The organism is Azospirillum sp. P4_B5 (genome assembly GCF_056402275.1).
In genome coordinates this window covers 40,483-64,518 of record NZ_JBFUHT010000017.1, presented here as the reverse complement: position 1 = coordinate 64,518, position 24,036 = coordinate 40,483, and the positions used below count along the sequence as shown (strand labels likewise).

The 24,036-nt window shown below is 68.9% G+C and carries 26 protein-coding genes; 12 read left to right on the top strand and 14 right to left on the bottom strand.

Going from position 1 to position 24,036, the window contains the following annotated elements; all coding sequences use genetic code 11:
• The first annotated feature begins 20 nt into the window (after positions 1–20).
• Positions 21–512, top strand: coding sequence for a GNAT family N-acetyltransferase (locus tag AC1DVI_RS14960; RefSeq protein WP_149167434.1), 492 nt, complete (start codon positions 21–23; stop codon positions 510–512).
• 107 nt (positions 513–619) lie between these two features.
• On the opposite strand, the gene AC1DVI_RS14955 is transcribed toward AC1DVI_RS14960, so the two are convergent.
• Positions 620–835, bottom strand: coding sequence for a hypothetical protein (locus AC1DVI_RS14955; RefSeq protein ID WP_014239900.1), 216 nt, complete (start codon positions 833–835; stop codon positions 620–622).
• A 369-nt stretch (positions 836–1,204) separates the two neighbouring features.
• A complete protein-coding gene (locus AC1DVI_RS14950) occupies positions 1,205–1,459 on the bottom strand; it encodes a hypothetical protein (protein ID WP_476958613.1) in 255 nt (84 codons plus the stop codon).
• Positions 1,460–1,680: 221 nt separating this feature from the next.
• Here AC1DVI_RS14950 and fumC point away from each other — a divergent pair, with 221 nt between their 5' ends.
• The 4 genes from fumC to AC1DVI_RS14930 all read left to right on the top strand — a co-directional run bounded on the left by fumC (position 1,681) and on the right by AC1DVI_RS14930 (position 4,439).
• Positions 1,681–3,081 (top strand): class II fumarate hydratase, encoded by a 1,401-nt coding sequence (gene fumC, locus AC1DVI_RS14945; RefSeq protein ID WP_476958612.1) that lies wholly within the window; start codon positions 1,681–1,683, stop codon positions 3,079–3,081.
• A 19-nt stretch (positions 3,082–3,100) separates the two neighbouring features.
• A complete protein-coding gene (locus tag AC1DVI_RS14940) occupies positions 3,101–3,304 on the top strand; it encodes a ribbon-helix-helix domain-containing protein (RefSeq protein ID WP_149167430.1) in 204 nt (67 codons plus the stop codon).
• Between the two features lie 101 nt (positions 3,305–3,405).
• Positions 3,406–4,119: a DUF599 domain-containing protein gene (locus AC1DVI_RS14935; protein ID WP_476958611.1), complete on the top strand. Its 714-nt coding sequence runs from the start codon at positions 3,406–3,408 to the stop codon at positions 4,117–4,119.
• Positions 4,120–4,262: 143 nt separating this feature from the next.
• Complete coding sequence (locus AC1DVI_RS14930; protein WP_170295983.1) at positions 4,263–4,439, top strand: hypothetical protein; 177 nt, start codon at positions 4,263–4,265, stop codon at positions 4,437–4,439.
• A 55-nt stretch (positions 4,440–4,494) separates the two neighbouring features.
• On the opposite strand, the gene AC1DVI_RS14925 is transcribed toward AC1DVI_RS14930, so the two are convergent.
• The 4 genes from AC1DVI_RS14925 to AC1DVI_RS14910 all read right to left on the bottom strand — a co-directional run bounded on the left by AC1DVI_RS14925 (position 4,495) and on the right by AC1DVI_RS14910 (position 8,338).
• Positions 4,495–6,210: a sensor domain-containing phosphodiesterase gene (locus AC1DVI_RS14925; RefSeq protein ID WP_476958610.1), complete on the bottom strand. Its 1,716-nt coding sequence runs from the start codon at positions 6,208–6,210 to the stop codon at positions 4,495–4,497.
• Between the two features lie 226 nt (positions 6,211–6,436).
• A complete protein-coding gene (locus tag AC1DVI_RS14920; RefSeq protein ID WP_476958609.1) occupies positions 6,437–7,519 on the bottom strand; it encodes a 5-(carboxyamino)imidazole ribonucleotide synthase in 1,083 nt (360 codons plus the stop codon).
• A 3-nt stretch (positions 7,520–7,522) separates the two neighbouring features.
• Positions 7,523–7,990, bottom strand: coding sequence for a 5-(carboxyamino)imidazole ribonucleotide mutase (gene purE, locus AC1DVI_RS14915; RefSeq protein WP_476958635.1), 468 nt, complete (start codon positions 7,988–7,990; stop codon positions 7,523–7,525).
• Positions 7,991–8,152: 162 nt separating this feature from the next.
• Positions 8,153–8,338, bottom strand: coding sequence for a YdcH family protein (locus AC1DVI_RS14910; RefSeq protein ID WP_014239909.1), 186 nt, complete (start codon positions 8,336–8,338; stop codon positions 8,153–8,155).
• 216 nt (positions 8,339–8,554) lie between these two features.
• On the opposite strand from AC1DVI_RS14910, the gene AC1DVI_RS14905 reads away from it, so the two are divergent.
• From AC1DVI_RS14905 to AC1DVI_RS14895, 3 genes are read left to right on the top strand one after another with little or no spacing between them, the layout of a single operon-like run.
• Positions 8,555–9,640 carry an ATP-dependent 6-phosphofructokinase gene (locus tag AC1DVI_RS14905; RefSeq protein ID WP_145679549.1) on the top strand — a complete coding sequence of 362 codons (1,086 nt, stop codon included), beginning with the start codon at positions 8,555–8,557 and terminating at the stop codon, positions 9,638–9,640.
• 33 nt (positions 9,641–9,673) lie between these two features.
• Positions 9,674–10,132: a TIGR02444 family protein gene (locus tag AC1DVI_RS14900; RefSeq protein WP_476958608.1), complete on the top strand. Its 459-nt coding sequence runs from the start codon at positions 9,674–9,676 to the stop codon at positions 10,130–10,132.
• A gap of 13 nt (positions 10,133–10,145) precedes the next feature.
• The gene (locus tag AC1DVI_RS14895; protein WP_476958607.1) at positions 10,146–10,733 is read left to right on the top strand and encodes a GNAT family N-acetyltransferase; all 588 of its coding nucleotides are present in this window, start codon (positions 10,146–10,148) and stop codon (positions 10,731–10,733) included.
• On the opposite strand, the gene AC1DVI_RS14890 is transcribed toward AC1DVI_RS14895, so the two are convergent.
• Entirely contained in the window at positions 10,717–11,109 is a 393-nt protein-coding gene (locus AC1DVI_RS14890) for a hypothetical protein (protein ID WP_476958606.1), read from the bottom strand. The two genes, AC1DVI_RS14895 and AC1DVI_RS14890, sit on opposite strands and share 17 nt — an antisense overlap.
• A 216-nt stretch (positions 11,110–11,325) precedes the next feature.
• Between AC1DVI_RS14890 and AC1DVI_RS14885 the strand changes: the two genes are divergently transcribed.
• Positions 11,326–13,107 (top strand): tetratricopeptide repeat protein, encoded by a 1,782-nt coding sequence (locus AC1DVI_RS14885; protein ID WP_476958605.1) that lies wholly within the window; start codon positions 11,326–11,328, stop codon positions 13,105–13,107.
• Here AC1DVI_RS14885 and AC1DVI_RS14880 read toward each other — a convergent pair.
• From AC1DVI_RS14880 to AC1DVI_RS14860, 5 genes are all read right to left on the bottom strand, one after another.
• Complete coding sequence (locus tag AC1DVI_RS14880) at positions 13,097–14,467, bottom strand: flagellar hook-basal body complex protein (RefSeq protein WP_476958604.1); 1,371 nt, start codon at positions 14,465–14,467, stop codon at positions 13,097–13,099. The genes AC1DVI_RS14885 and AC1DVI_RS14880 overlap by 11 nt on opposite strands.
• 199 nt (positions 14,468–14,666) lie before the next feature.
• The gene (locus AC1DVI_RS14875) at positions 14,667–15,359 is read right to left on the bottom strand and encodes a carbonic anhydrase (protein ID WP_149167422.1); all 693 of its coding nucleotides are present in this window, start codon (positions 15,357–15,359) and stop codon (positions 14,667–14,669) included.
• 57 nt (positions 15,360–15,416) lie between these two features.
• Positions 15,417–16,010 carry a UbiX family flavin prenyltransferase gene (locus AC1DVI_RS14870; protein ID WP_476958603.1) on the bottom strand — a complete coding sequence of 198 codons (594 nt, stop codon included), beginning with the start codon at positions 16,008–16,010 and terminating at the stop codon, positions 15,417–15,419.
• Positions 16,011–16,166: 156 nt separating this feature from the next.
• Positions 16,167–16,784, bottom strand: coding sequence for a DUF1013 domain-containing protein (locus tag AC1DVI_RS14865; RefSeq protein ID WP_014239918.1), 618 nt, complete (start codon positions 16,782–16,784; stop codon positions 16,167–16,169).
• Positions 16,785–17,092: 308 nt separating this feature from the next.
• Positions 17,093–18,100, bottom strand: a complete 1,008-nt coding sequence (locus AC1DVI_RS14860; RefSeq protein WP_476958602.1) for an NAD(P)H-quinone oxidoreductase — start codon at positions 18,098–18,100, stop codon at positions 17,093–17,095.
• Positions 18,101–18,311: 211 nt separating this feature from the next.
• On the opposite strand from AC1DVI_RS14860, the gene AC1DVI_RS14855 reads away from it, so the two are divergent.
• A complete protein-coding gene (locus AC1DVI_RS14855) occupies positions 18,312–18,500 on the top strand; it encodes a DUF1192 domain-containing protein (protein ID WP_476958601.1) in 189 nt (62 codons plus the stop codon).
• Positions 18,501–18,554: 54 nt separating this feature from the next.
• Here the strand turns inward: AC1DVI_RS14855 and AC1DVI_RS14850 are convergent, their stop codons facing one another.
• Together AC1DVI_RS14850 and AC1DVI_RS14845 are read right to left on the bottom strand one after the other, a co-directional pair.
• The gene (locus tag AC1DVI_RS14850; RefSeq protein ID WP_149167419.1) at positions 18,555–19,394 is read right to left on the bottom strand and encodes a DUF2189 domain-containing protein; all 840 of its coding nucleotides are present in this window, start codon (positions 19,392–19,394) and stop codon (positions 18,555–18,557) included.
• 145 nt (positions 19,395–19,539) lie between these two features.
• Positions 19,540–19,761: a DUF4169 family protein gene (locus AC1DVI_RS14845; protein ID WP_476958600.1), complete on the bottom strand. Its 222-nt coding sequence runs from the start codon at positions 19,759–19,761 to the stop codon at positions 19,540–19,542.
• A 219-nt stretch (positions 19,762–19,980) separates the two neighbouring features.
• On the opposite strand from AC1DVI_RS14845, the gene AC1DVI_RS14840 reads away from it, so the two are divergent.
• The gene (locus tag AC1DVI_RS14840) at positions 19,981–23,421 is read left to right on the top strand and encodes an AsmA family protein (protein ID WP_476958599.1); all 3,441 of its coding nucleotides are present in this window, start codon (positions 19,981–19,983) and stop codon (positions 23,419–23,421) included.
• Between the two features lie 95 nt (positions 23,422–23,516).
• The gene (locus AC1DVI_RS14835; protein WP_476958598.1) at positions 23,517–23,852 is read left to right on the top strand and encodes an accessory factor UbiK family protein; all 336 of its coding nucleotides are present in this window, start codon (positions 23,517–23,519) and stop codon (positions 23,850–23,852) included.
• The last annotated feature ends 184 nt before the right edge of the window (positions 23,853–24,036 follow it).

The window sequence follows — 24,036 nt, the reverse complement described above, 5'->3', positions numbered from 1 at the left end:
TCGTGAGATCTGGAGTTGCCATGCCCACCGTGACCGTCCGTCCGGCCGTCGAGGCCGATTGCCCGACCATTCTCCGCTTCGTCCGGGAACTCGCCGCGTTCGAAAACGAACCCCACGCCGTGAAGGCGAGCGAGGCGGACTTCCGGCGCGACGGCTGGGGCGAGCGTCCGGTGTTCGAGGCGCTGATCGCCGAACTGGACGGGGAACCCGTCGGCTTCGCGCTGTGCTTCCGCAACTATTCCACCTGGGAAGGGCGGGCCGGCCTGTTCGTGGAGGATCTCTACGTCACCCCGCAAGCGCGGCGCTATGGCGTTGGCCGCAAGCTGCTGGCGACGGTGGCGAAACTGGCGGCCGAGCGGGGCTGTCGCCGTGTCGACCTGAATGTGCTGCACTGGAACCCGGCACGCGATTTCTATCTGCGCATCGGCTTCAAACAGATGGAGGAGTGGCTTCCCTACCGTCTCACCGGCGATGCGATCGCAGCACTGGCCGCGCAGGCGGATGAGGCTTGAGGGAACGAAAGCGCTGTTCTGTTCCGGTGGGCTGACGGTCGGGGCTTTTCGATGGCCCCGACCTCATCGCCACCACGCGGTACTTATGCCCGGGTCGTCCGGGACCCTCAGGCGGCCTTGGCCGGCATCGCGGCGTTCAGCAGGTCCAGGTAGCCGGACCGCTCCTCGCGCAGGGTGGACAGCAGGTCGGCGAGGCTTTCGCGGACGAAGGGGTCGTTCTGGCCGTCGATCCGGTTCAGCGCCAGCTGGATGAACTCATCGACCAGGGCGATGTGAACGCGAGAGGACGAGGTAATCTGTTCGGTGGTGGTGGCGATCAGCATTTTAAAACTCCGTTTTGTCTTGTGTGTTCGTGATGTCTCTATTTGGCCATGTCCCGGTTAACGACTTACTAACGGGGCCTCCGCCGGGCTGGTGTCTTGAGGGGTAATCCCGTGACCGACAAATATAGGGGGATTTTACCCGGAAGGATTACCACTTTTCTTGAAATGAGCAGGCGCTTTTCTGAGGCTGTGAGACTTTTCAAGGACTTCCGGCAAAGGTCGTAGCGGCCGGACCGTCATAGGCGGGAGGGAAGCGGAGCCTTAACGGCGACGTCCGCAAGCCCTAAGTCGCCACGGCGGGACGTTAACAGGCCGTCCCGCCGGGCGGAGTACGTCCTTTGCCGGGCCCGGCGCGCCGGGCGTAGCTCCTTACGCGGCGCGCGGCAGCCGACCCGCGGCGTGGTCGATGCGGTCGGCGCGCTCCAGCGCCTGGGCGACCAGATCGTCGAACAGATCGTTGACCAAGGCCGACAGGCGAACCGGTGCGCCGCCAAGCTGCGGCCCTTCCATGAGTAGGGAGCCTTCCTCGCCGGGGCCGACCACGTGCCAACCCTTCGCCGTCATCTCGGCGACGCGGGTCTTGGCGATGAAGGCGCGGACATGGTCCGTGGCGAAGTCGCTCATTCGAATCTCCCAGGGCTTGGAGAGGGGCAGCGGGATGGGGGCGGGATGGGGTGCAGGGCCGGTCACGCCGAAACGGTAACGCAGGAAACGGAACGCAACAAGAACAAATTCGGCCGGACCCTTGCCCAAAGGGGATTCCGCGTTGATTCCCCTTGCCCGGCGGGCGATTCGGGAAAAAATTCGCTGACCGGAACGATGTTCGAACCGACGAGGACCTGACCATGACCGGTAAGACCGGGATGCGCACCGAGACCGACAGCTTCGGACCGATCGAGGTTGCCGCCGACCGTTACTGGGGCGCCCAGACGCAGCGCTCGCTGCGCAACTTCCGCATCGGCGGGGAGCGCATGCCGCCGGCGCTGGTGCGCGCGCTCGGCATCCAGAAGAAGGCGTCGGCGCTCGCCAACATGGCGCTGGAGGTGCTCGACCCCCGGCTGGGCCGCGCCATCGTCGAGGCGGCGGAGGAGGTGATCGACGGCACGCTCGCCGATCATTTCCCGCTGGTGGTCTGGCAGACCGGCTCCGGCACCCAGAGCAACATGAACGCGAACGAGGTCATCTCCAACCGCGCCATCGAGGCGCTGGGCGGCGAGATGGGGTCGAAGAAGCCGGTCCACCCCAACGACCACGTCAACATGGGGCAGTCGTCCAACGACAGCTTCCCCACCGCCATGCACATCGCCGCGGCCGAGCAGATCCACCACGAGCTTCTGCCGGCGCTGGAGCATCTGCACGCGGCGCTGGCCGCGAAGGCGGCCGAGTTCGCCGACATCGTGAAAATCGGGCGCACCCATCTCCAGGACGCCACACCGTTGACCCTGGGGCAGGAGTTTTCCGGCTACGCCACCCAGATCGCCTACGGGATCGAGCGGGTGAAGGCGTCGCTGCCGCAGCTCTACCGGCTGGCCCAGGGCGGCACGGCGGTGGGCACCGGGCTGAACGCCAAGACCGGCTTCGCCGAAGCCTTCGCCGAGGAGGTGGCCTCCATCACCGGGCTGCCCTTCGTCACAGCCGAGAACAAGTTCGAGGCGCTGGCGAGCCACGACGCGCTGGTGGACGCGCATGGCAGCCTGAACACGCTGGCGGTGTCGCTGATGAAGATCGCCAACGACATCCGCCTGCTCGGCTCCGGCCCGCGCTGCGGCATCGGAGAAATCTCATTGCCGGAGAACGAGCCCGGCTCCTCGATCATGCCCGGCAAGGTGAACCCCACCCAGTCGGAGGCGATGACCATGGTCTGCGCCCAGGTGATGGGCAACCAGACCACCGTCAGCATCGCCGGCGCCACCGGCCATTTCGAGCTGAACGTCTTCAAGCCGGTGATCGCCTACAACGTGCTCCAGTCGATCCGGCTGCTGGCCGACGCCTGCAACAGCTTCACCGACAACGCCGTGGTCGGCATCGAGGCGAACCGCGAGCGCATCGGGCAGCTGCTGAACGAGAGCCTGATGCTGGTCACCGCGCTGAACCCGCACATCGGTTACGACAACGCGGCGAAGATCGCCAAGAAGGCCCACAAGGAGGGAACGACTCTGAAACAGGCCGGCGTGGCGCTGGGCCTGCTGACCGAGGAGCAGTTCGATCAGTGGGTCAAGCCGGAAACCATGGTGAAGCCCCGGTGACCGGGGCCGTGCGCCGTCCATGAAAAAGCGCTCCGTCCTCATCGCCGGGCACCCGACCAGCGTCTCTCTGGAAGAGGAGTTCTGGGAGGCGCTGAAGGGCCTCGCGCAGGTGCGGGGGATGTCGGTCAACGCGCTGATCGAGGAGATCGATTCGACCCGCAGCGGCAACCTGTCGAGCGCGATCCGGGTCCATGTGCTGAACGCGGTGCAGAGGCGAGGGTAGGGGTGTCCTGCCCCACCGGGGCGCCCCTGGACAGGCGGCGGGGGGACGGCTACACCCTTGCGCCGGACCGCCCCCTTCCCCTCGCGCCAGAGTGTCCGCCCGTGACGCCCGACATCACCTTCCTCGATATCGTCGCCTTCCTGTGGTTCCTGGCCTGCTGGGCGGGCTTCACGCTGATCCAGGACCACATGCTGAGCGGGCGCATGGTGGTCAACCAGCATCTGAAAAAGGTGCGCCGTCACTGGATGGAGCGGATGCTGGAGCGCGACAACCGCATCATGGACTCGCAGCTCGTCGGCCACACGATGCAGAGCTGCACCTTCTTCGCCAGCACGAACATGCTGATCCTGGCCGGTCTGGTCGGTGCCTTCGGCGCGGTGGAGAGCGCTCACAAGCTGGTCGGCACGCTGTCCTTCACGGTGCAGACCACGCGCGAGTTCTTCGAGTTGAAGATGCTGCTGCTCGTGGCGATCTTCACCTTCGGCTTCTTCAAGTTCACCTGGGCGCTGCGCCAGTACAATTACTGCTGCGCCCTGATCGGCTCCGCCCCGCTGCCCCCGGTGCCGGCGGAGGAGAAGACGGCGATGGCCGACAGCATCGCCGCCGCCATGACTCTGGCCGTCAAGGCGCTGAACGGCGGCATGCGTGCCTATTACTTCGCCATGGCGGCGCTGGCCTGGATGCTCGGCCCCTGGTTCTTCATGGTGTCCACCGCGGCGGTCATCGTCGTCCTGACCCGCCGGCAGGGCTTCTCCGCAACGGAAAAGGTCATCCGCGTACAGGTGGATGCGCTGGAGAAGCTCGAGCGGCGATGATGCACGTTTTTGGCGATAAATATGTTAAAATGTTCTAAATCTGCGACGTTATGGCCAATACGCTGCGGTGCGAAATAATGCTTTTGTCATAGCCGCCTGATGAACGCGCTGCGCTGCAGCACGCCACGCTTAAGGGGATGGCCATGGACATCGACACGGCGGTATCGGTCTTGAACTCGCTGGACGAAGCGGAACGGCTTCTGGCGGAAGTCCGGCTGCATCCGGGGGCTTGCGGCGCCGCCAAGGAGTTCATGGACCGCAACCGCGAACTGCTCGCCCAGGCGCGCCACTGCATCGATGCGGCGCACGAACTGGCCTGACGCCGGCCTGATGCCGGCTTGACGATGGGCGGGAGCGGCCGGTTCCCGCCGCGCGTCAGCCTTTCCTGAGAACCTTGCCGCCTGTGCCGGCCATCTTAGCCCAGTCCTTCGCGAAATAGGCGAAGTCGCGGGAGGGGCGGCTGTAGAGGTAGCCCTGCGCCAGCGGCACCCCCAGCTCCGTCAGGAGCTGCGCGTGCTCCGGCCCTTCCACCTGCTCCCCGATCAGCCCCAGCCCCAACTGGCGGCACACGTCCACCATGGACCGCAGCATGGCCATGTCGCGGCCGCTGTCCACGGCGCCGCGGACGAAGTGGCCGTCGATCTTGGCAAAATCCGCCTGGATGCCGTAGAGCGATTGAAAGGAGGTCGATCCGGCCCCGACGTCGTCCAGGCAAATACGAAAACCGGCGGCGCGGAGCTTTTGCAAAACCTCGTTCAACTTGGCGATGTCGGTGACGACGACGGTCTCGGTCACCTCAATCAGCAGCTTGCGGGCAAGCTCGCCATAGGGCTCCGTCACCGCCAGGAACTGGCGCAGGAAAATAGGGCTCATCAGCGTCTTGGCGGACAGGTTGATCGCCACGTCCGGCAGGGTCGGCTCCTTGCGGTGGGCGTGCATGGTGTCCAGCACCGACTGCGTCAGCAGCAGGTCGAAATCGTAGATCAGCCCGACATCCTCGGCGAAGGTGATGAAGTCCGCCGGGGACGGCATGCCCTCCACCCGCGTCAGCGCTTCGAGATGATGGACGGTCCGGGTCCCGATATCGACGATGGGCTGGTAGACCACGAAGAAGTCGCGTTTCTCGATGGTCGCGCGCAGCCGGCCGATGCGGTCCACCGCGTCGGACAGCATGCGCTTGGCGCCGTCCTCCAGGCTGGAGATGGTGAACTCGCCGCCCTGGGCGGAGGCGAAGGCCTGCACCGTGTAGACCAACGCGCGCGCCGCGTCGGCGGGGTCCAGCCGCTCGTCCGACACGTCCAGCGACCAGGTGCGGATGCCGCCGGGCAACTCGCCGCCGGCGCTCTGGATGATCTGGGTGATGTGGGCCTGCACCTCCTGCCCGTCGATGTCCGAGGCGTGGACGACGCCGTAACGGTCGGTGGCCAGTTGCCCGGCGCTGTCGCCGTTGGCGGAGATCGCCCGCAGATAGGCCTCGATCCCCTGCATCACCTCGCTCGCCGCCCCCTCGGGCAGGGCGTCCACCATCGACTGCAGGCCGTCGATCAGCAGCAGGGTCAGGGCGTTGTCCAGCCCCTTCTCCCGCGCCTTGATGATGCGGTCCTCCAGGATGTGGCTGAAGGCGTTGCCGTCGAGAAGCTGGCCCGCTGCGGCGAGCGCCTCGTTCGTGTTGCGCGGGCCGGAGGCCAACAGCACGGTCAGGAACAGCGACCCGGGGCAGGAGTCGAGCCGGCAGCCGCCGAGCAGCGCCGGAAAGCGGTTGCCGTCGCAGCCCTGGAAGACGACGCGCGCCGGCTTGATGCGGCCCTTGTCCTGGATGCGCTTGAACAGGACGGTGACGTATTTGCGGTCGTTCGGCGCCACGACGTCGAGCAGGCTGGTGCCGACCAAGCCGGCCACGTCCCCTTCGGTCAGGCGGCAGCGCGCGCCCGCGCAGAACAGAATGCCTCCGCGCCCATCCGTCTCGATCAGCAAATCCGCCGCGGCGAAAGCGAAACCGACGAAGCGGTCACGCTCGCGGTGCGACGGGCGTCGGACCTGCGCGCTGGTCTGCGGCACCGGGCGTCTGATCGAGTCATGCGCAAGCTGCATCGGCAATAGCCCGAAATTGAGAAAAAGTTTATCGAATTGCGTTCATTCATTGAATGGAGACTAGCCGTGTTCCCGTCGTGAAAAAAGCGGCAAGATTCACCGCGTCATTCCAAACAAAATATCGGAACCTAGAATTTTCAATGATTTAAAGAGAAATGTGGTTTTGAGCCGCGCCGGATTATCGCACCCGCCGCGGCGGTCGGACGGAGGGAATCGACCGGAAGGGTCAGGAGCGGGGACGGAGCCGGGTCACATGGCCCATCTTGCGGCCGGGACGGGACTCCGCCTTGCCGTAGAGGTGCAGGCGGGCGCCGGGCTCGGCCATCAGCTCCGGCCAGCGGTCCGCGTCGGTGCCGATCAGGTTCTCCATCTCGGCGTCGGCCACCCGTTCCACCGAGCCCAGCGGCAGGCCGCAGACGGCGCGGACGAGCTGCTCGAACTGGCAGGAATGGCAGGCGTCCATGGTCCAGTGGCCGGAATTGTGCGGGCGCGGCGCCATCTCGTTGACCAGCACGCCGCCGTCCGGCGTCACGAACATCTCCACCGCCAGCACCCCGACGAGGTCCAGCGCCTCGGCGATGCGGCGGGCGACCCGCTCGGCCTCGGCCGCCGTCTCCGCCGGAACGCGGGCCGGGGCGATGGTCCTGTCGAGGATGCCGTCCTTGTGCCGGTTCTCCACGGCGGGGTAGGCGGCCATGCTGCCGTCCAGCCCGCGGGCGACGATCACCGACACCTCGCAGGTGAAGGAGACGAAGCCCTCCACGATGCCGGCGTCGGAACGGATGGCCGCCCAAGCCTCCGCCGGGTCGCTGCCCGGTTCGATCCGCGCCTGCCCCTTGCCGTCATAGCCGAGGCGGGTGGATTTCAGGATGCAGCGCGGGCCGATCTCCGCCACCGCCGTCGCCACCTCGTCGGCGCTGCGCGCGGCGCGCCAGGGGGCGGTGCCGATGCCCAGCGCGTTGACGAAGGACTTCTCCTCCACCCGGTCCTGGGCGACCGACAGAACCTTGCCGCCGGGATGGACGGGGGTGAAGCGGCCGAGATGCTCGACCACGGCGACCGGGACGTTCTCCCATTCCAGCGTCACCACGTCGACGGAGCGGGCGAAGGCCTCCAGCGCGTCGAGGTCGTCCCAGCCGGCGGAGGTGACGGCCGCCGCGACCTGGGCGCAGGGGCTGCCCTCCGATCCCGGCGCGTAGACGTGCGTCTTGTAGCCCAGACGGGCGGCGGCGAGCGCGGTCATGCGGCCGAGCTGGCCGTCGCCCAGCATGCCGATGGTCGAACCGGGCGGAAGGATGCGGTGGGCCATGGCTCAGGCGGGCTCGTCGACGGGGGCTTCGGCGACGGCGGCGGTCTGGCGGGCGCGCCAGGCGTCCAGCGCCTCGGCCACCTGCGGGTCCATCAGGGCGATGACCGAGCCGGCGAGCAAGGCGGCGTTGATGGCGCCGGCCTTGCCGATGGCCAGCGTGCCCACCGGAACGCCGCCGGGCATCTGGACGATCGACAGCAGGCTGTCCATGCCCTTCAGCGCGTGGCTTTCCACCGGGACGCCGAAGACGGGCAGGGGGGTCATCGAGGCGGCCATGCCCGGCAGGTGGGCGGCGCCGCCGGCCCCGGCGATCACCACCTTCAGGCCGCGCTCACGGGCGGTGGTCGCGTACTCGACCAGACGCTGCGGGGTGCGGTGGGCGGAGACGATCCGGACCTCGTGCGGGACGCCGAGCGCGGTCAGCGTCTCGGCGGCGTGCTTCATGGTGGTCCAGTCCGACTGGCTGCCCATGATGATGCCGACCAGCGGCTTGCGGTCGGTGGTGGCGGCGATGGATGCGGACACGGCGCGCGCTTTCCTCTAGGTCCGGAAAGCGGCGCATTATAGAAAGCGCGCGCGCGGAGTCCAGCGCGACGCGATGCGCCGCACCGCGTTCTCCGCCGAAAGGCGGTGTCAGGCGATGATGTCGGGCAGCATGCGGCTTTCCAGAACCATGATCTGGTCCTTGAGCGCGAGTTTGCGCTTCTTCAGACGTTGCATCTGAAGCTGGTCGAACGGCGCACGTTCGTGCAGTCGGGCGATCACGTCATCAAGGTCGCGATGCTCGCTGCGAAGCGTGGCCAGTTTTTCCTTCAGCATCTCTTGTTCGTTCATACGCGCGGGGCCCGCTGGCTGAGCGGCGGGGACTATACCAGATTTCCGGCGCAGCGGCAGTGCGAAACCACGCATTCTTCGCAGGGTTATAATCCGGTCGCCGGAATGTAATATACTCGGAGGACCAGAACCATTGCGGTGGAGCAACGTTCTGGTATGACTACCTTTCGCAGCGGTTCCAGACGACACGGGACAGTCTCCATGACAGCAGGCAAGCGCATCGGCATTCTCACCAGCGGCGGCGACTGCGCCGGGCTGAACGCGGTCATCCGCGCGGTGGTCCACCGGGCCGTCCTGACCTACGGCTGGCAGGTCCTGGGCATCAAGGAAGGCACCCAGGGGTTGCTGCAGCGTCCGGTGCAGTATCAGGTGCTCGACCTTCCGCAGGTCGACGGCAACATGATGCGCATGGGCGGCACGATCCTCGGCACGACCAACCGCGGCGACCCCTTCGCCTACCCGATGGCCGACGGCACCCAGAAGGACCGGTCGGACGAGATCATCGGCGGCTACCGCGAGTTGGGGCTGGACGCGCTGATCGGCATCGGCGGCGACGGCAGCTTCGCCATCCTGAAGAAGCTGGCCGACAAGGGCGGCTTCCAGATGGTCGGCATCCCCAAGACCATCGACAACGATCTCGGCCTGACCGAGGTGTCGGTCGGCTACGACACCGCCGTCGGCGTCGCGGTCGAGGCGCTCGACCGGCTCCAGCCGACCGCGGCCAGCCACGCCCGCGTCATGGTGCTGGAGGTGATGGGCCGCGACGCCGGCCATATCGCGCTGGCCGCGGGCATCGCCGGCGGCGCCGACGTGGTGCTGATCCCCGAGATCGCCTATTCCATCGAGAAGATCGCCCAGAAGATCAAGCAGGTGCGCTCGACGGGCCGCAACTTCGCCCTGGTCGTGGTGTCGGAGGCGGTGAAGACCGTGGACGGCACCGGCGTGCAGAAGCTGTTCCAGGGCGGCCAGAAGCGTTACGGCGGCATCGGCGACTACATCGGCGAGAAGATCGCCGACGCGACGGGGGCGGAAACCCGCGTTACCGTCCTGGGTCACGTCCAGCGCGGCAGCATGCCCAGCCCGCGCGACCGTCTGGTCGCCTCGGCCTTCGGCGTGCACGCCGTGGACCTGATCGCCGAGGGCAAGTTCGACCGCATGGTCGCCTGGTCGGACCGCGGCGTCATCGACGTGCCGATCACCGACGCCATCGCCAAATACGCCTGCGTGGAGCTGGACGGCGCCATGGTCAAGACCGCCCGCGGCCTGGGCATCAGCCTGGGCGACTGAGCGGAGGCTCGTGGGGAGGAGGCAGGCGCGGCGATGTCGGAAAACCCGCTCTGGGACTTCTCGCTCGCCGTCTACGGACGGCCCGGCGTGCCTGCCGCCTGCCTCGACCTTCAGGACCGGCTCGGCCAGGACGTGAACCTTCTGCTCTTCGCCGCCTGGGCGGGCATGGCCTGCAACGCCGACCTGCCGGTGGAGGAGCTGACGCGGATCGACTCCGCGGTCGCCCCCTGGCGGGCCGAGGTGGTCCGCCCGCTGCGCGCCGTCCGCCGCCGGGCGAAGGGGGAGGACGACGCCCTCTACCGGCGCCTGAAGGCCACGGAGTTGGAGGCGGAACGCGTCCAGCAGGACCGTCTCTTCGCCTTGTCCGGGCTCACGCCCAGGCCGGGGGGCGGCGTCGTGCTGGCCGCGGCCAACCTCTACCGGCTGGTGCCGGAGGGCGACCCGGCGCTGATGACGCTGCTGGCGGCGCTCGGCACGCCGCCCGAGCCCTGACGGAACCGGTGCGATGGCGCCGCTTGTCACCCTCACCTCTCCCCGTCTGATCCTGCGTCCTTGGCGCGGCGGGGACGCCGACGCCTTTCACGCGCTGTCGCAAAATCCCGCGGTGATGGAGCATCTGCTGCCGCTTCCCGACCGCGCGGCCAGCGATGCGGTGATTCGGCGCATCGGCGAGCATTTCGACCGGCATGGCTTCGGCTTCTGGGCGGTGGAGCGACCCGGCCGCAGCCCCTTCATCGGCTTCGTCGGGCTGGCCCGCGTGACATGGGAGGCGCCCTTCGCCCCCGCCGTGGAGGTGGGGTGGCGGCTCGACCCCGACCATTGGGGACAGGGGCTGGCGACCGAGGCCGCCGGGCTGGCGCTGGCCCACGGGTTCGGCGCGGTTGGGCTCGACGAGATCGTGGCCTTCACCGTGCCGGAGAACCGGCGGTCGCAGCGGGTCATGGAGCGGCTGGGGATGGAGCGCGACGCGGCGGCCGACTTCGACCATCCCCGCGTTCCCGACGGTCACCGCCTGAAGCGGCATGTCCTCTACCGGATCGGGCGCGACCGCTGGCGGGATGGAATCAGCGCGGGTGTCAGCGGACCAGGATGAGGCTGTTGCGGTCGCCCGTCTCGTCGGACACCTGGAAGGGCTTGCCGACGTAGAAGGCCTGGCAGCGCTTGCCGCCGGACAGGCGGGTCAGTCCGGCTTCCCACTCCTGGCCGCGTGGGCCGAGGATGCGCAGTTTCAACTGGTCGAGCAGCGGGAAGATCTGATAGCCCTCAAGGTCCAGCGGCTCCCCCTTCGTGGCGAAGGCCTCCTGGTTCAGCGTGAGGGTCTTGCCGTTGAGGTCCAGCTTGACATCCTGCGCCCACGGGCAGCCGCCGCCGGCGGGCTTGTCGCTGGCCGCGGCCGGTTCCACGGTCAGGACCGCCGGGACGAGGGCACAGGTCAAGGCGAGCGCGCAGATGTTCAAGGTGCTTTTCATCGGCAAGGTGCTTTTCATGGGCGGGACTTGGTCCTCGCGCTGAATACCCCGGTATGCTTCGGGGCGATGGATGCAGCATAATTTTAGCAAAAGTGAAATGCAACGCAGGGCTTCTCGTGGGTGGGTTGCGGGAACGGCAGGACTTGTGACCAATCCGTCAGCGACCCCGCCTGTTTCACCGGCCTCCGGTACCCCTCACACCCTCGGGCACCTCCCATGGCGACGATCATCGAGGCCCTTCTGGCCGCCATCGACCATCACCAGTCAGGCCGTCTGGCCGAGGCGGCGACGCTCTATGGGCGAATTCTGGAGGCCGACCCCGAACAACCCGACGCCGCGCAGTTCCTAGGCGTGCTCCTCGCGCAGACGGGCCGTCCAGCGGAGGGGGAACGCCTGCTCCGCCGGTCGCTGGCGCTGCGCCCCGACTCGGCGGGCGCGCAATCGAATTTGGCCGGCGCGCTTCAGACCATGGGTGACGCGGCGGGGGCGGAGGCCGGCTATGCCCGCGCCCTGCGGCTGGACCCGTTGCTGGCCGACGCCCACGCCAGCCGGGCTGGCCCTCTGCGCGATCTGAACCGGGTGCCGGAGGCCGCCCGCTCGGCGCGGCGGGCGCTGGCGCTGCTCCCCGCCTCGGCGGAAGCCTTGGTGAACCTCGCCGAAACGGCCCTGGCCGGACAGCGGGCGGAGGAGGCGGAGCGCGCGGCCCGTCGCGCCGCCGCGCTGGCGCCAGGGTCGCCGGCGGCCCTGATGATGCTCGGCTCCGCCTGTACGGCGCAGAAGCGCTGGGACGAGGCGGAGGCCGCCTACCGGGGGGCGCTGAACCTCGCCCGCGGCTATGGCGCGGCGTGGGGAAATCTGGGGTCGCTGCTCGCCGGGCAGGGCCGCTTCGACGAGGCGCTGGAGGCCTTTGCCACGGCCGAGAGGCACGGCTTTTCCGGCCCGTCCCTGTGGGCGGCGCGCGGTGGTGCGCTGCTTGCCATGGCCCGGCCGGTGGAGGCTCTGGCCGACTTCGACCGGGTGCTGGAGGCGCGCCCCGGTGACGCCGGGATGCGCTGGAACCGCGGCTTCGCCCGGCTGCTGGCCGGGGATTGCGAGGGTGGCTGGCCGGAGTTCGACTGGCGCCGCCACGACACACGGGCGGAGCCGCCCTGGCGCCGCTTCGCCCAGCCCACCTGGACCGGTGGCGACATCGCCGGGCGCACCATCCTGCTCTACGCCGAGCAGGGGTTGGGCGACACCCTGCAGTTCGTCCGCTACGTCCCGCTGGTGGCGGAGCGCGGGGCGCGGGTGATCCTGGAGGTGCAGCCGCCCTTGATGAGTGTGCTGTCGGGCCTGCCGGGGGTGGAGCGGCTGATCGCCCGCGGCGACCCGTTGCCGGACTTCGATCTGGAATGCCCGCTGATGAGCCTGCCGCGCGCCTTCGGGACCAACCTCGGCGATGTGCCCGCCACCGTGCCCTATCTGCGCCCCGACCCGCAACGCGCCGCCGCCTGGAGCGAGCGGCTGGAGGACGGCCAACTGACGGGTGGACCGGGGCTGCGGGTCGGGCTGGTCTGGGCGGGAAACCCGCGCTTTCCCGGCGACGCGCTGCGTTCGCCCCGGCTGGCCGGGCTGCGGTCCGTTCTGGATGTGCCGGGCGTGCGCTTCTACGGGCTTCAGAAGGGACCGGGGCGGGAGGATCTGGAAGGGGTGGACATGCCGCCTTTCTTCACCGACCTCGGGCCGGAGATCGCCGATTTCGCCGACACCGCGGCGATCATGGCCAACCTGGACCTCGTGATCTCCTCCTGCACCGGGCCGGCCCATCTGGCCGGGGCGCTGGGGGTGCCGGTCTGGGTGGTGCTGCCGCTGTCGCCGGATTGGCGCTGGCTGCTGGGCCGGGACAACAGCCCCTGGTACCCCACCGCCCGCCTGTTCCGCCAGACGCGCGTCGGCGACTGGACGGAGGTGGCCGGGCGCGTCGCCAACGCGCTGCGTGCCGCGGCTCTTACGACTTGAGCGTGATCGTCGTCGTGGTCATCTCGTCGGCGGTGGACACCAGCTTGGAGGCGGCGGAGTAGGTGCGCTGCGCCTGGATCAGCGTGGTGAACTGCTCCTCGATCTTGACGTTGGAGCCCTCGACGCTGGCCGTGCTCAGCGACGCCCCGACGGTCTTCGGCGCGCTGGTGCCGGTCTCGTTGGTCAGGTTGCCGAAGGAGTTCAGGCGGATGGCGCCCGAATTGGCGCTGGTCCGGAACATGGTGCCGGACACGCTTTCCAGATCGGTCGGGTTGATCACCGTCGCGTCGGGGATGCGGTAGATGTAGCGCTGCTTACCGCCCTGGAAGTTGGCGGCGACGAAGCCGTCCTCGGTCAGCTCCGCCCCCTGATAGGTGCCGGCGCGGATGCCGTTGTTGCCCTGGACGATTCCCAGATCCATGCCGGCGATGGTGGTGATGGAGTTGGTCATCTTCCCGTAGGAACCGAGATCCAGCGTCGTCTGGGCGAAATCGCCGCCGGGATTCAGCGTCAGGGTCGCCGGACTGCCGGTGGGGCCGCCGGTCAGCGTGCCATTGCGGGCGAAGTTCAGCGTGCCGAGCGATTGCCACGTGGTGGGGTCGTTCACGTTGCCGTTGCCCACCGGTTTGCCGTCGGCGCCAATGACGCCGGCGTTGAAGACCTGCCACGTCGAGGTGCCGTCCTCCGCCTGCCCGGTCTTCACGAACCGCAGGGCCATCGCCCCGTCGGCGCCGTTCTTGTCCACCATGTTCAGAACGACGCCAGTGGTGTTCGCCGTGGTGATCGGACCGGTCACCGGCTCCTGGTCGTAGGGCAGGTTGAGATTCAGCGACGCCTGGGTCGAGGCTTCGCGGTAGTCCTGCAACCCGCTCAGCGAGACCGGAGTCATGCTGCTCAGGCTGCCGAAGGAGCCGGTGCCGCTGGCAGGGTCGAGCTTGAACCCCATCAGCGCCTTGCCGGCGCCGTTCACCAGACGGCCTTCCTTGTCGGGAGAGAAGTCGCCGGACCGCGTCAGGAAGACCGAATCGTCGCTCGTCTGGGTGGCGGTCGCGGTCGTGCCGGCCTGGGCATCCAGATCCTGGACGAGGAAGAAGCCGTTGCCGACGATGGCCGCGTTGGTGGTGACGCCGGTCTGGGTGACGGTACCGCCGCTGTGGTCCAGACGCTCGAAGGCACGCACACCGTTGCCGGGGTCCTTGTTGCCGGTGCGGTCGCCCAGCACGAAGTCGGCGAACTGGGTTTCCGACGCCTTGAAGCCGGACGTTGAGGCGTTCGCGATGTTGTTCGAAATGGTGCCCAGGGCGCGGTTCTGCGCCGTCAGCCCGAGAACGCCATTGTTGAAGATCGTGGTGATGCCCATGGTCCGGCCGCCTCATTCCCGTCGACGCGCGTCCGTTGGAACGCACCGCGCAAAGAACTGCAACCGTCGTGCCAAAAGGCGAAAGGGGGCTTTGTGCGGCCCTCAGGGCGATGGGATGGGCAGAAATTTCCCGGCGGACTTGGCTCCTCACCGTCCGCTGGGCAGCTTTCGCCCACCCGGCACCTTCAATCGACCGGCCTCAATCGACCGGCTCGAACATCTTGGTCTGGGAGTTGATGGCCCACAAATCGCCGCTGTCCAAGTCGAACCACCAGCCGTGCAGCTCCAGCGTCCCGGCCTCCACCCGCTCGCGGACGAAGGGGAAGGTCATCAGGTTGTCGACCGAGGTGCGAACGGCGGCGCGCTCGATCACGTCGGGCTTCTGCTGAAGGCGCTCGAACTCGGCCTTGCGCCGCTCCTCGTCGGTCTCCCCCTGGGCGGGCGGGATGTAGGGATCGAGCGCCGCGCTGGCGATGGACACCCAGGGCGACACGAAGTCGTTCTGGTCCGGCTCCCCCTTGCGCAGGCGGATCAGCCCCTGGATGCCGCCGCACAGGGCGTGGCCCAGGACGATGACGTGGCTGACCTGAAGCACCCGCACCGCGTATTCGATGGCTGCCGAGGTGCCGTGGTAGCTGCCGTCCGGCTGGTAGGGCGGGACGAGGTTGGCGACGTTGCGGACGACGAACATCTCGCCCGGCTCCGCCTGGGTGAGCAGCGCCGGATCGACGCGGCTGTCGGAGCAGCCGATCATCAGGATCTTCGGCTTCTGCCCCTCCTCGACGAGCTGGCGCATGCTGTCGGGCCGGCGCTCGTAGTAGCGGGCGCGGAAACCTTTCATCCCGGCGAGAAGCTGACGAATCGGAACGTCCTGGTCGCGGGTGTGTGGCATCGTTCTGATACCCCTCTTCGGTCGGGATTTAGCGGATGCGGTATAGCCCAGGCCGGGTCATGTTTCCAGAACCTCCGCAGGCGCCGGCTCGCCCCAGCGGCGGACGATGCCCGCGTCCAGCCCGAACAGATCGAGCGCCCGCCCAACGGCGTGGTCCACCAGATCGTCGATGGTCTGCGGGCGGTTGTAGAAGGCGGGGACCGGCGGGGCGATCACCGCGCCCATCTCGGCCAGCTGGGTCATGGTGCGCAGGTGCCCCAGATGCAGCGGCGTCTCGCGCACCATCAGCACCAGCGGACGCCGCTCCTTCAGCGTGACGTCGGCGGCGCGGGTCAGCAGGGTGGAGGTCACGCCCGTGGCGATCTCGCTCATCGTGCGGACGGAGCAGGGGGCGACGATCATGCCCATGGCGCGGAAGCTGCCGCTGGCGATGGCCGCGCCGATGTCGGCGGCGGCGTAGGACACGTCGGCGAGAGCGCGCAGCTCCGCCACCTTCATGTCCGTCTCATGGGCCAGGGTGACTTCGGCGGAGCGGCTGACGACGAGGTGCGATTCGACGCCGATCCGGCGCAGCACGGACAGCAGCCGGATGCCCAGGATCACGCCCGAGGCTCCGCTGATGCCGACGACAAGACGGGAGGGTGCAGTCATGCCGAAGAAGTAGCGCGCGGGCCGGGCGTCGTCCAGAGCGCGGTCCTATGGACCTCTTCACGGGTCCGGCGCCGGGGGCGGAGGGACGGGCCGCTCCCGGCGCATAAAAGCAAAAAGCCCCCCTCCCGCCGGGGGAGAGGGGCCGGGAAGGCGGCGTCAGCGCGCCTCTTCCTGCTCCGAATAGGGCGACTCGTCGCCGTAGCCGTCCTCGCCGTCCTGGGCCTCGCGCTCCTCTTGCGACAGCGGGACGCCGCCGCGGCGGACGGCCAGGGCCAGGGCCTCCTCCAGCTCGCGCTGGGTGCACAGGCCGAGCAGCACCGGGTTGCGCGGCTTGATGTTCGGGGCGTTCCAGTGCGTGCGGTCGCGGACCGCCGCGATGGTCGGCTTGGTCGTGCCGATCAGGCGGCAAAGCTGGGCGTCCGACAGCTCCGGATGGTGCTTCAGCAGCCAGGCGATGGCGTCCGGCTTGTCGCCGCGCTTGGTGATCGGGGTGTAGCGCGGCCCCTTGGACCGCGCCGCCGGCAGCGGCAGGTCGGGGACCAGCAGCTTCAGGCGCAGATCCTGGTTGCGCTCGCAGCGTTCGATCTCGCCCTTGGTCAACTGACCGTTGGCCACCGGGTCCAGCCCGACCATGCCGACCGCCACCTCGCCATCGGCGATGGCCTGGACCTCCAGGGAATGCAGGCCGCAGAAGGCGGCGATCTGCTCGAAGGTCAAGGATGTGTTCTCGACCAGCCAGACGGCCGTCGCTTTCGGCATCAAGGGCAGTGCCATCGTCCCTCCTGACAACTCCAACCCGACCGCACCCGCTGGCGGGTGGCGCGATCGGCCATACTTTACCGGATGGTCCCGAGCTTCGCCCTCCATATAGGGCCGGAACCGGTCGATGTAAGCGTGCTCGGGCAGGCGGCCGGGAAAACCCGGACACCGATCCCTCTGCTAACCGTCTTGGCGCGCTTTAGCAAGCCCACCCGGCTGTCCGGGAACAAGAATGAAGCGAAAAAATTGCTTGAAAGGGAATTCCCGGCTGTGAAACCGGGGAACTCCCTTCGCAATCCAATGTTTCGCGGGTGCGGCGACGGTCAGCCGCCAACCGTCATGACGATCTTGCCGATGTGCGCGCTGGATTCCATCAGAGCGTGCGCCTCGGCCGCCTGCTCCAGCGGGAAGACCTTGTGGATCACCGGCTTGACCGTGCCGCCTTCCAGCAGCGGCCAGACCTTCTCGCGCAGGGCGGCGGCGATGCGTCCCTTCTCCTCGACCGAGCGGGCGCGCAGGGTGGAGCCGGTGAGGGTCAGGCGCTTGGTCATCACCGGGAACATGTTGATGGAGACCTTCGGCCCCTGGAGGAAGGCGATGGAGACGTGCCGCCCGTCCGGAGCCATGATGCCGATGTCGCGGGCGATGTAGTCGCCGCCGACCATGTCCAGCACCACGTCGACGCCGCGCCCGCCGGTCTCCTTCTGGATGACCGCGGCGAAGTCCTCGGTCTTGTAGTCGATGGCGCGGTCGGCGCCGAGTTCCTCGCAGGCGCGGCACTTCTCGGCGCTGCCGGCGGTGGTGAAGACCTTGGCCCCGAAGGCCTTGGCAAGCTGGATCGCCGTGGTGCCGATGCCGCTGGAGCCGCCATGGACCAGCAGCGTCTCGCCGGGCTTCAGAGCGCCGCGCTCGAACACGTTGGTCCAGACGGTGAAGAAGGTCTCCGGGACGGCGGCGGCCTCGACCATGCCATAGCCCTTCGGCACGGGCAGGAGCTGCGGCGCCGGGACCACGCAATACTGGGCATAGCCGCCGCCGGCGATCAGGGCGCAGACCGCGTCGTCGGCCGCCCAATCCATCACCCCTTCACCCAGGGCGACGACGCGCCCGGCGATCTCCAGGCCGGGCAGGTCGGAGGCGCCCGGCGGCGGGTCGTAGCGGCCCTGGCGCTGCAGCATGTCCGGACGGTTGACGCCCGCCGCCTCCACCGCGACCAGCACCTCGCCGGGGCCTGGCACCGGGGCGGGGCGCTGCACGGTGCGCAGGACCTCCGGGCCGCCGGGTTGCGAAATCTCCACGCAGGTCATGCTGTCCGGCAGGGCGATGCCCATGGTGTCTTCCCCATTCCTCGTTGACGCGGCGTCCACCGATCCGGCGCCGATCCGGTCATCTGCAATCCAGGCGGCCGGGCCGTTTGTGTCCGCAAGCGTCCAAAGTTAGAATTCCGCACCGGCGCTGACAAGCACGCCCCGCCGGCCTTTCCGACGGGCGGGAAGCGGACGGCGCGGGGCAGGGATGCGTGGATACGGGAGGAGAAGCCCTATGGACATCGACGAGCTGGAGCCGCGCAAGGCCAAGCCGGTCTTGAAGGACCTGACCGCGTTGGGCGTGGCGGAGTTGAAGGACTACATCGCCGGGCTGGAGGCCGAGATCGCCCGCGCCCGCGCCGTCATCGCCGCCAAGGAGGCGCAGAAGAACGCTGCGGAGGCCTTCTTCAAGAAACCGTCTTGAAGATGGGAAAAGCCCCTCGCCCGGGATGGGAGAGGGGCATCGGGCCGTAGAACATCAGTCCGCGCCGACCAGATCGCGGTAGCAGTGCCAGGAGGCGTGGCCGATCAGCGGCAGGGCCAGCGCCAGGCCGAGGAAGCCGGTGACCATTCCGGCCGCGGTGAACAGCACGATCAGGAAGGCCCAGCCGGCCATGGTGCGAAGATTCTTGCGCAGCACCGCGACGCTGGTCGCCATCGCGGTGAAGCTGTCGGTCTCGCGGTCCAGCAGCATCGGGATCGACACCACGCTGATGGCGAAGACCGCCGTCGCGATGACGCCGCCGACGATGGTGCCGGTCAGCAGGAACGGGATCGTCTGGGCCGAGAAGAAGATGCGGTCGACGAGCTGGTCGAAGGCCGGCGGCTCCGTCGCGAAGAACAGCGCGAACAGCAGGAAGGCGATGCGGATCCAGGCCAGCATGGCCAGCATCAGCGCCAGCCCGATCCCGGCGATCTGCACGCCGTTGCGGCGGTAGGCCCCGGCGACCTTCATCAGGGTCGGCGTCTCCCCCCGCTCCAGCAGGCGGCTGGTCTCGTAGAGACCGACGGCGAAGACCGGTCCCAGCAGCATGAAGCCCGCCGCCATCGGCAGCACCAGATACTGCATGTCCTGCATCGACAGCACCGCCACCAGCGCGAGGCTGGACAGGACCGCCAGCAGGCCGTAGGCGGCGCTGATCATCGGGCTGGCGCACATGTCGCGCCAGCCGGCGCTCAGCCACACCCAGGGGCGGTCGACGTCGACGCTGCGGATTCGCGGAAGATAGGGTGCCGGCTTGTGGAATTCGGAGGGTTCCTTGCGCCGGACCGGCCGATGAAATTGGGACGCACCGCGGTGAGACGACATGTCGACCATAATGATGGTCCTCCCCTTTGCCCATTGCGCCTCTCGTGAGGGAGGAGTGTAGCAAAGCGGTCCGCAGCGTTCCAGATTGTCTTACGGACGAATTGTTTGAATACCTAATTGTCACAAAAGCGATACCAAAGCACGGGCTTGGCCGTCACTCGCCGGCCTTTTTGCCGTCGACCGTCTCGCCGTCAGCCGTCTCGCCGTCAACCTTCTTGCCGTCGAGATCCGCCTTTCGGCGCTCGGCGTCCTGACGGTCGCGCAGCTTCTCGGCCTTGGTGCGCCCGAAGCGGACGCGGTTCTCCTCGGCGGATTTTTCGCGCTCTTCCTTCTGGCGCATCTTCCGGAAGCGGTTCAGGTTTACGACATCGGCCATGGGGCGCGTCTCCTGAGGGCGGGGCATATCGTCTTTTGGGCAACTCGGCCGTTGGAATGCCCAAATTGCTTGTTTTCTTTCGGGACGATAGTTTAGCGGAACCCCGTGCCACCCGGAAGACCGGAGCGTGCGCTGGGGATTCCCGCGGCTTGAGGCGGACATCTTGTGGCAGGAATACGGCGACTTAACAGCCGAACGGTGGGGAAGGCGGGGCAACCGGTGAAGAAACTCCTGATCGCGGCGCTGATTCTGTTGGGCCTGCTGGTGGCCGCGGTGCTGATTGTGCCGAGCGTGGTCGACTGGAACGCCTACAAGGCCCAGATCGCGGACAAGGTGTCCGCCGCCACGGGCCGCAAGGTGGAGCTGAAGGGCGACATCGGGCTGTCCCTGCTGCCGGCCCCGGCGCTGACGGTGCGCGACGCCCGGCTGGCCAACGCGCCCGGCGGGTCCGAGCAGGATATGGCCCGCCTGAAGGAGCTGGACGTCCGCGTGGCCCTCGGCCCGCTGCTCAGCGGCCACATCCAGGTGCAGAGCATCAAGCTGATCGACCCGACCTTCCTGTTCGAGACGCTGCCCGACGGGCGCTTCAACTGGGATCTGTCGGGCGCCGGCGCCGGCCGCACGGCGGGCACCGGACCGGGCGGATCGGGCGATGGGCTGGCCTCGGCGGTCAGCTTCGATCAGGTGACGGTGCAGAACGGCACCATCCGATACCGCGACGCCCGCACCGCTCAGTCGGAGGTGATCGACCAGATCGACGCGCGGATCGTCGCCGGCAGCTTCACCGGGCCGTTCCAGGGGCAGGGCAGTTTCCGGACGCGCGGCGTGCCGCTGCGCGGGGAGATGTTCGTCAGCCGTCTGATCGACGGCGCCGCCGTCCAGGTCCGGGCGGCGTTGTCCATGGCCGACACCGACGCCACGCTGCGCTTCGCCGGAATCGTGACCAACCCGCCGGGCAACGGCGGATCGCGCGCCCAGGGCGATCTGCGCGCCGAGGGCAGCGACCTGTCCCGCGCGCTGGCTCTGGTTCGCAACGGCTCGGCGGCCGGCGAGGGCAAGAAGGCCAACGCGCTGCTCGCCCAGTCCTTCGGCATCCGGACGGCGGTCGAGGCGTCCCCGACCGGGGCGAGCTTCACCAATCTGGAGGCGCAGCTCGGCGACACGCGCGCCACCGGCACGGCGACCCTGCGCAGCGGAACGCCGGCAAGGGCGGAACTGACGCTGGCCCTGAACCGGCTCGACCTCGACGCCTGGATGGACCGCGCCGGTTCGGGCAACGCCGCGTCGGACACCGGCAGCCAGCCGGCCGTCCGCAACGGAGCCGCGGGCCGGAACGCGCCGTCCAATGCCCCGTCCGGCGATGCGGCCCAGCCCGGAGGATTCGCCCTGCCGGAGGCTTTGGACGCCAAGCTCGACCTCGCGGTGGACGGCATCACCTACAACGGCGGCGTCATCCGCCAAGGGCGGGTGGAGGCCAGCCTGACCGGCGGCACGCTGAACATCGACCGCTTCAGCGCGCTGCTGCCCGGCGGCTCCGACATCGTGGCGGCGGGAGAGCTGGCGGCGGCCAACGGTCAGCCGAACCTCAATCTGCGGATGGAGGCGAACGCCGACAACCTGCGCGCCGTGCTGGAATGGCTGCGGGTGGACGTCCGCGCCGTTCCGGCGGACCGGCTGCGCCGGGCGTCGGTCGCCGCGCAGTTGCAGGGGCGGCCCGGGCGGCTGGACGTGAACGGGTTGGACCTGCGGGTGGACGCCAGCCGCCTGACCGGCGCCGTCGCCTACGTGGACCGCGGGCGGCCCGCCTTCGGCGCGCGGCTCGACCTCGACCGGCTCAATCTCGACGCCTATCTGCCTCAGCCGGGTGGCGAAGGCGGGCCGCAGGCCGTTCCTGCCGCCAACAGCGGGACTGGAGCCGCCGCTGGCAACGCCGCAGCCCCCGCTTCCACCAACGGCGCGGCCCAGGCACCCGCGCGCAACGGGCGTTCCTCGATGACGCCGGCCCGGCTGCTGGCCGGCGTCGACGCGAACCTGGAATTGTCGGTCGGGCAGTTGACCGTCCGCAACACGCCGGTCCAGGGGCTGCGGCTCGACGCCACCGCCGCGGGCGGCGCCCTGTCGATCAAGGAAGCGACGGTGCAGGACGCCGCCGGGGTGAAGCTCCGCCTGGACGGGCAGATCGCCGGGCTGGAGCCGCTGCGCGGCGCGCATCTGACGCTGAACGCCGAGGCCGCCAGCCTGGAAGGGGTGGCGCGCGCCGTTCCCTGGCCGAAGGGCGTCCCCGCGCCGGAGCGGCTGGGCGCGGTGAAGGCTCAGGCGCGCCTGTCGGGCGACGCCGAGCGTCTGGCGGTCGAGTTGGGCGCGGAGGTGGCCGACGCTTCGCTGGAGGCGGGCGGCACGCTGCTGAACGTCGAAAAGAATCCCTCCGTTGACCTGAAGCTGCGCGCCAAGCATCCGGAGTTGGCCCGGCTGGCCGGCCTGTTCGCCGACGACGGGGTGTCCGGGTCCTATGGCCCGATGGACCTCTACACGGAGCTGGCGGGGACGCGGAAGGCCTTCACGTTGGGCAACATCCAGGGCGTTCTGGCCGGTATCACGGTCAAGGGCAAGGCCAGCGCCGATCTGAACGGCAGCAAGCCGCGGGTGGAGGCCGACCTGCAAACCGGCGATCTGGAGCTGGACCGGCTGGCGGCGCTCCCCGCGGCGGCGTCCCGTCCCGCAGGCGGCGCCTCACCGGCGGCCGACGCGTCGCCGGGTGCGCCCGCCGCAGCGACGGGGGATTTCAGCGGGCTGCGCCGCTTCGACGGGCGCTTCGCGCTGACATCCTCCGCCCTCGTCAAGGGCGGCACGCGGATCGAGAATCCGGCCCTGCGAGCCACGGTGACCAACGGCGTGCTCACGGTGGAGCGGTTCGACGGCACCCTGATGGGCGGCCAGCTCGGCGCGACGGGGCGGCTCGCCGCGCCGGGCAACCAGACGCCGACCGCCGAGGCCACCATCACTCTGTCCAAGGCCAAGCTGGCCGAGGCGGCGGGCGGCGGGCTGGGCGGCGGAGCGCTGGAGATCGCCGGGGGCGTGCTGGACGCCGAGGCCAACCTGACGACCAGCGGGGCCGGCGGCGACGCCATGCTCAAGGCGCTGGCCGGTCAGGGCCGGATCAGCGCCCGCGACGGCTTGCTGCGCGGCTTCGACCTGGGCGCCCTGCGCGACCGGCTGACCAAGCTGGAGCGTCCGCAGGAGCTGCTGGGCGCGGTGATGGGCGGGCTTCAGGGCGGCGAGACCCGCTTCGCCCGGCTGGACGGCAGCTTCGCCATCGACAAGGGCGTGGCGCGCACGGAGGACACGCGCCTGACCTCCGATCTGGGCGAGGCGGTGGCGGCGGGGCAGGTCAACCTCCCGGCGCAGACCATCGACATGCGCGTCCGCCTGACCGTGCAGTCCGACCAGTCTTTACCGCCGCTGACCGTCCGCATGACCGGCGCGCTCGACAAGCCCACCCGCTCCTTCGAAATGCAGGAGGTGCAGGAGTATTTCGCCCGCCGCGCCGCCGAGGGGCTGCTGAACAAGGTGGTGCCGAAGGATCTGCCGATTCCCGGCGGCGGCAACGCTCCGAAGCCGGACGCGCTGTTGAAGGGGCTGATCGATGGTCTGCGGCGTTGAGAGTGTGGACGCGCGTGACGCATCGCGTCCAAGCCCGTTGAAGTTCTATGGGGCGGGTCCCATAATGCGACAGACAAGAAGCGGATTTTGAGTCGATGCAGGTGGACAATAAGATTTTGGACGATCTGGCCCGCGTTGCGGGTGGCGCGCTCGGCGCGCTGTCGTCCCTGCGCGAGGAAGCTGAGGCGCAGATGCGCCAGCAGTTCGAGCGCGTTCTGTCGCGGATGGACGTGGTGAGCCGCGAGGAGTACGAGGCCGTCCGCGCCATGGCCGCCAAGGCCCGCGAGGAGCAGGAGGCGATGGCCGAGCGGCTCGCCGCGCTGGAGGCTGCGGTGGCCGGCCTGCAGGCCGGACGCGAACCGAAGCCGGCGGCGGGCGCCGCCGCTCCCCCTGTCGGTCCCATCGCCGGAGGGGGCACCGGGCCGGTCTGATCCGGCCCTCCGTCCCGTCTCCGATCCTTCACGGATGCACCGCCGAAAACCAGTTGCGCCGGCCAGACCCTTTTGGCACGGTGCATCGGGTGGTACCCATCCGTCTGCCAGCCACAACATCTCGGGGCTTCCCCTTCTTGCGGAAAGGCGGACCGGCCCCGGGGCGGTTCCGTCCACCGCGCCT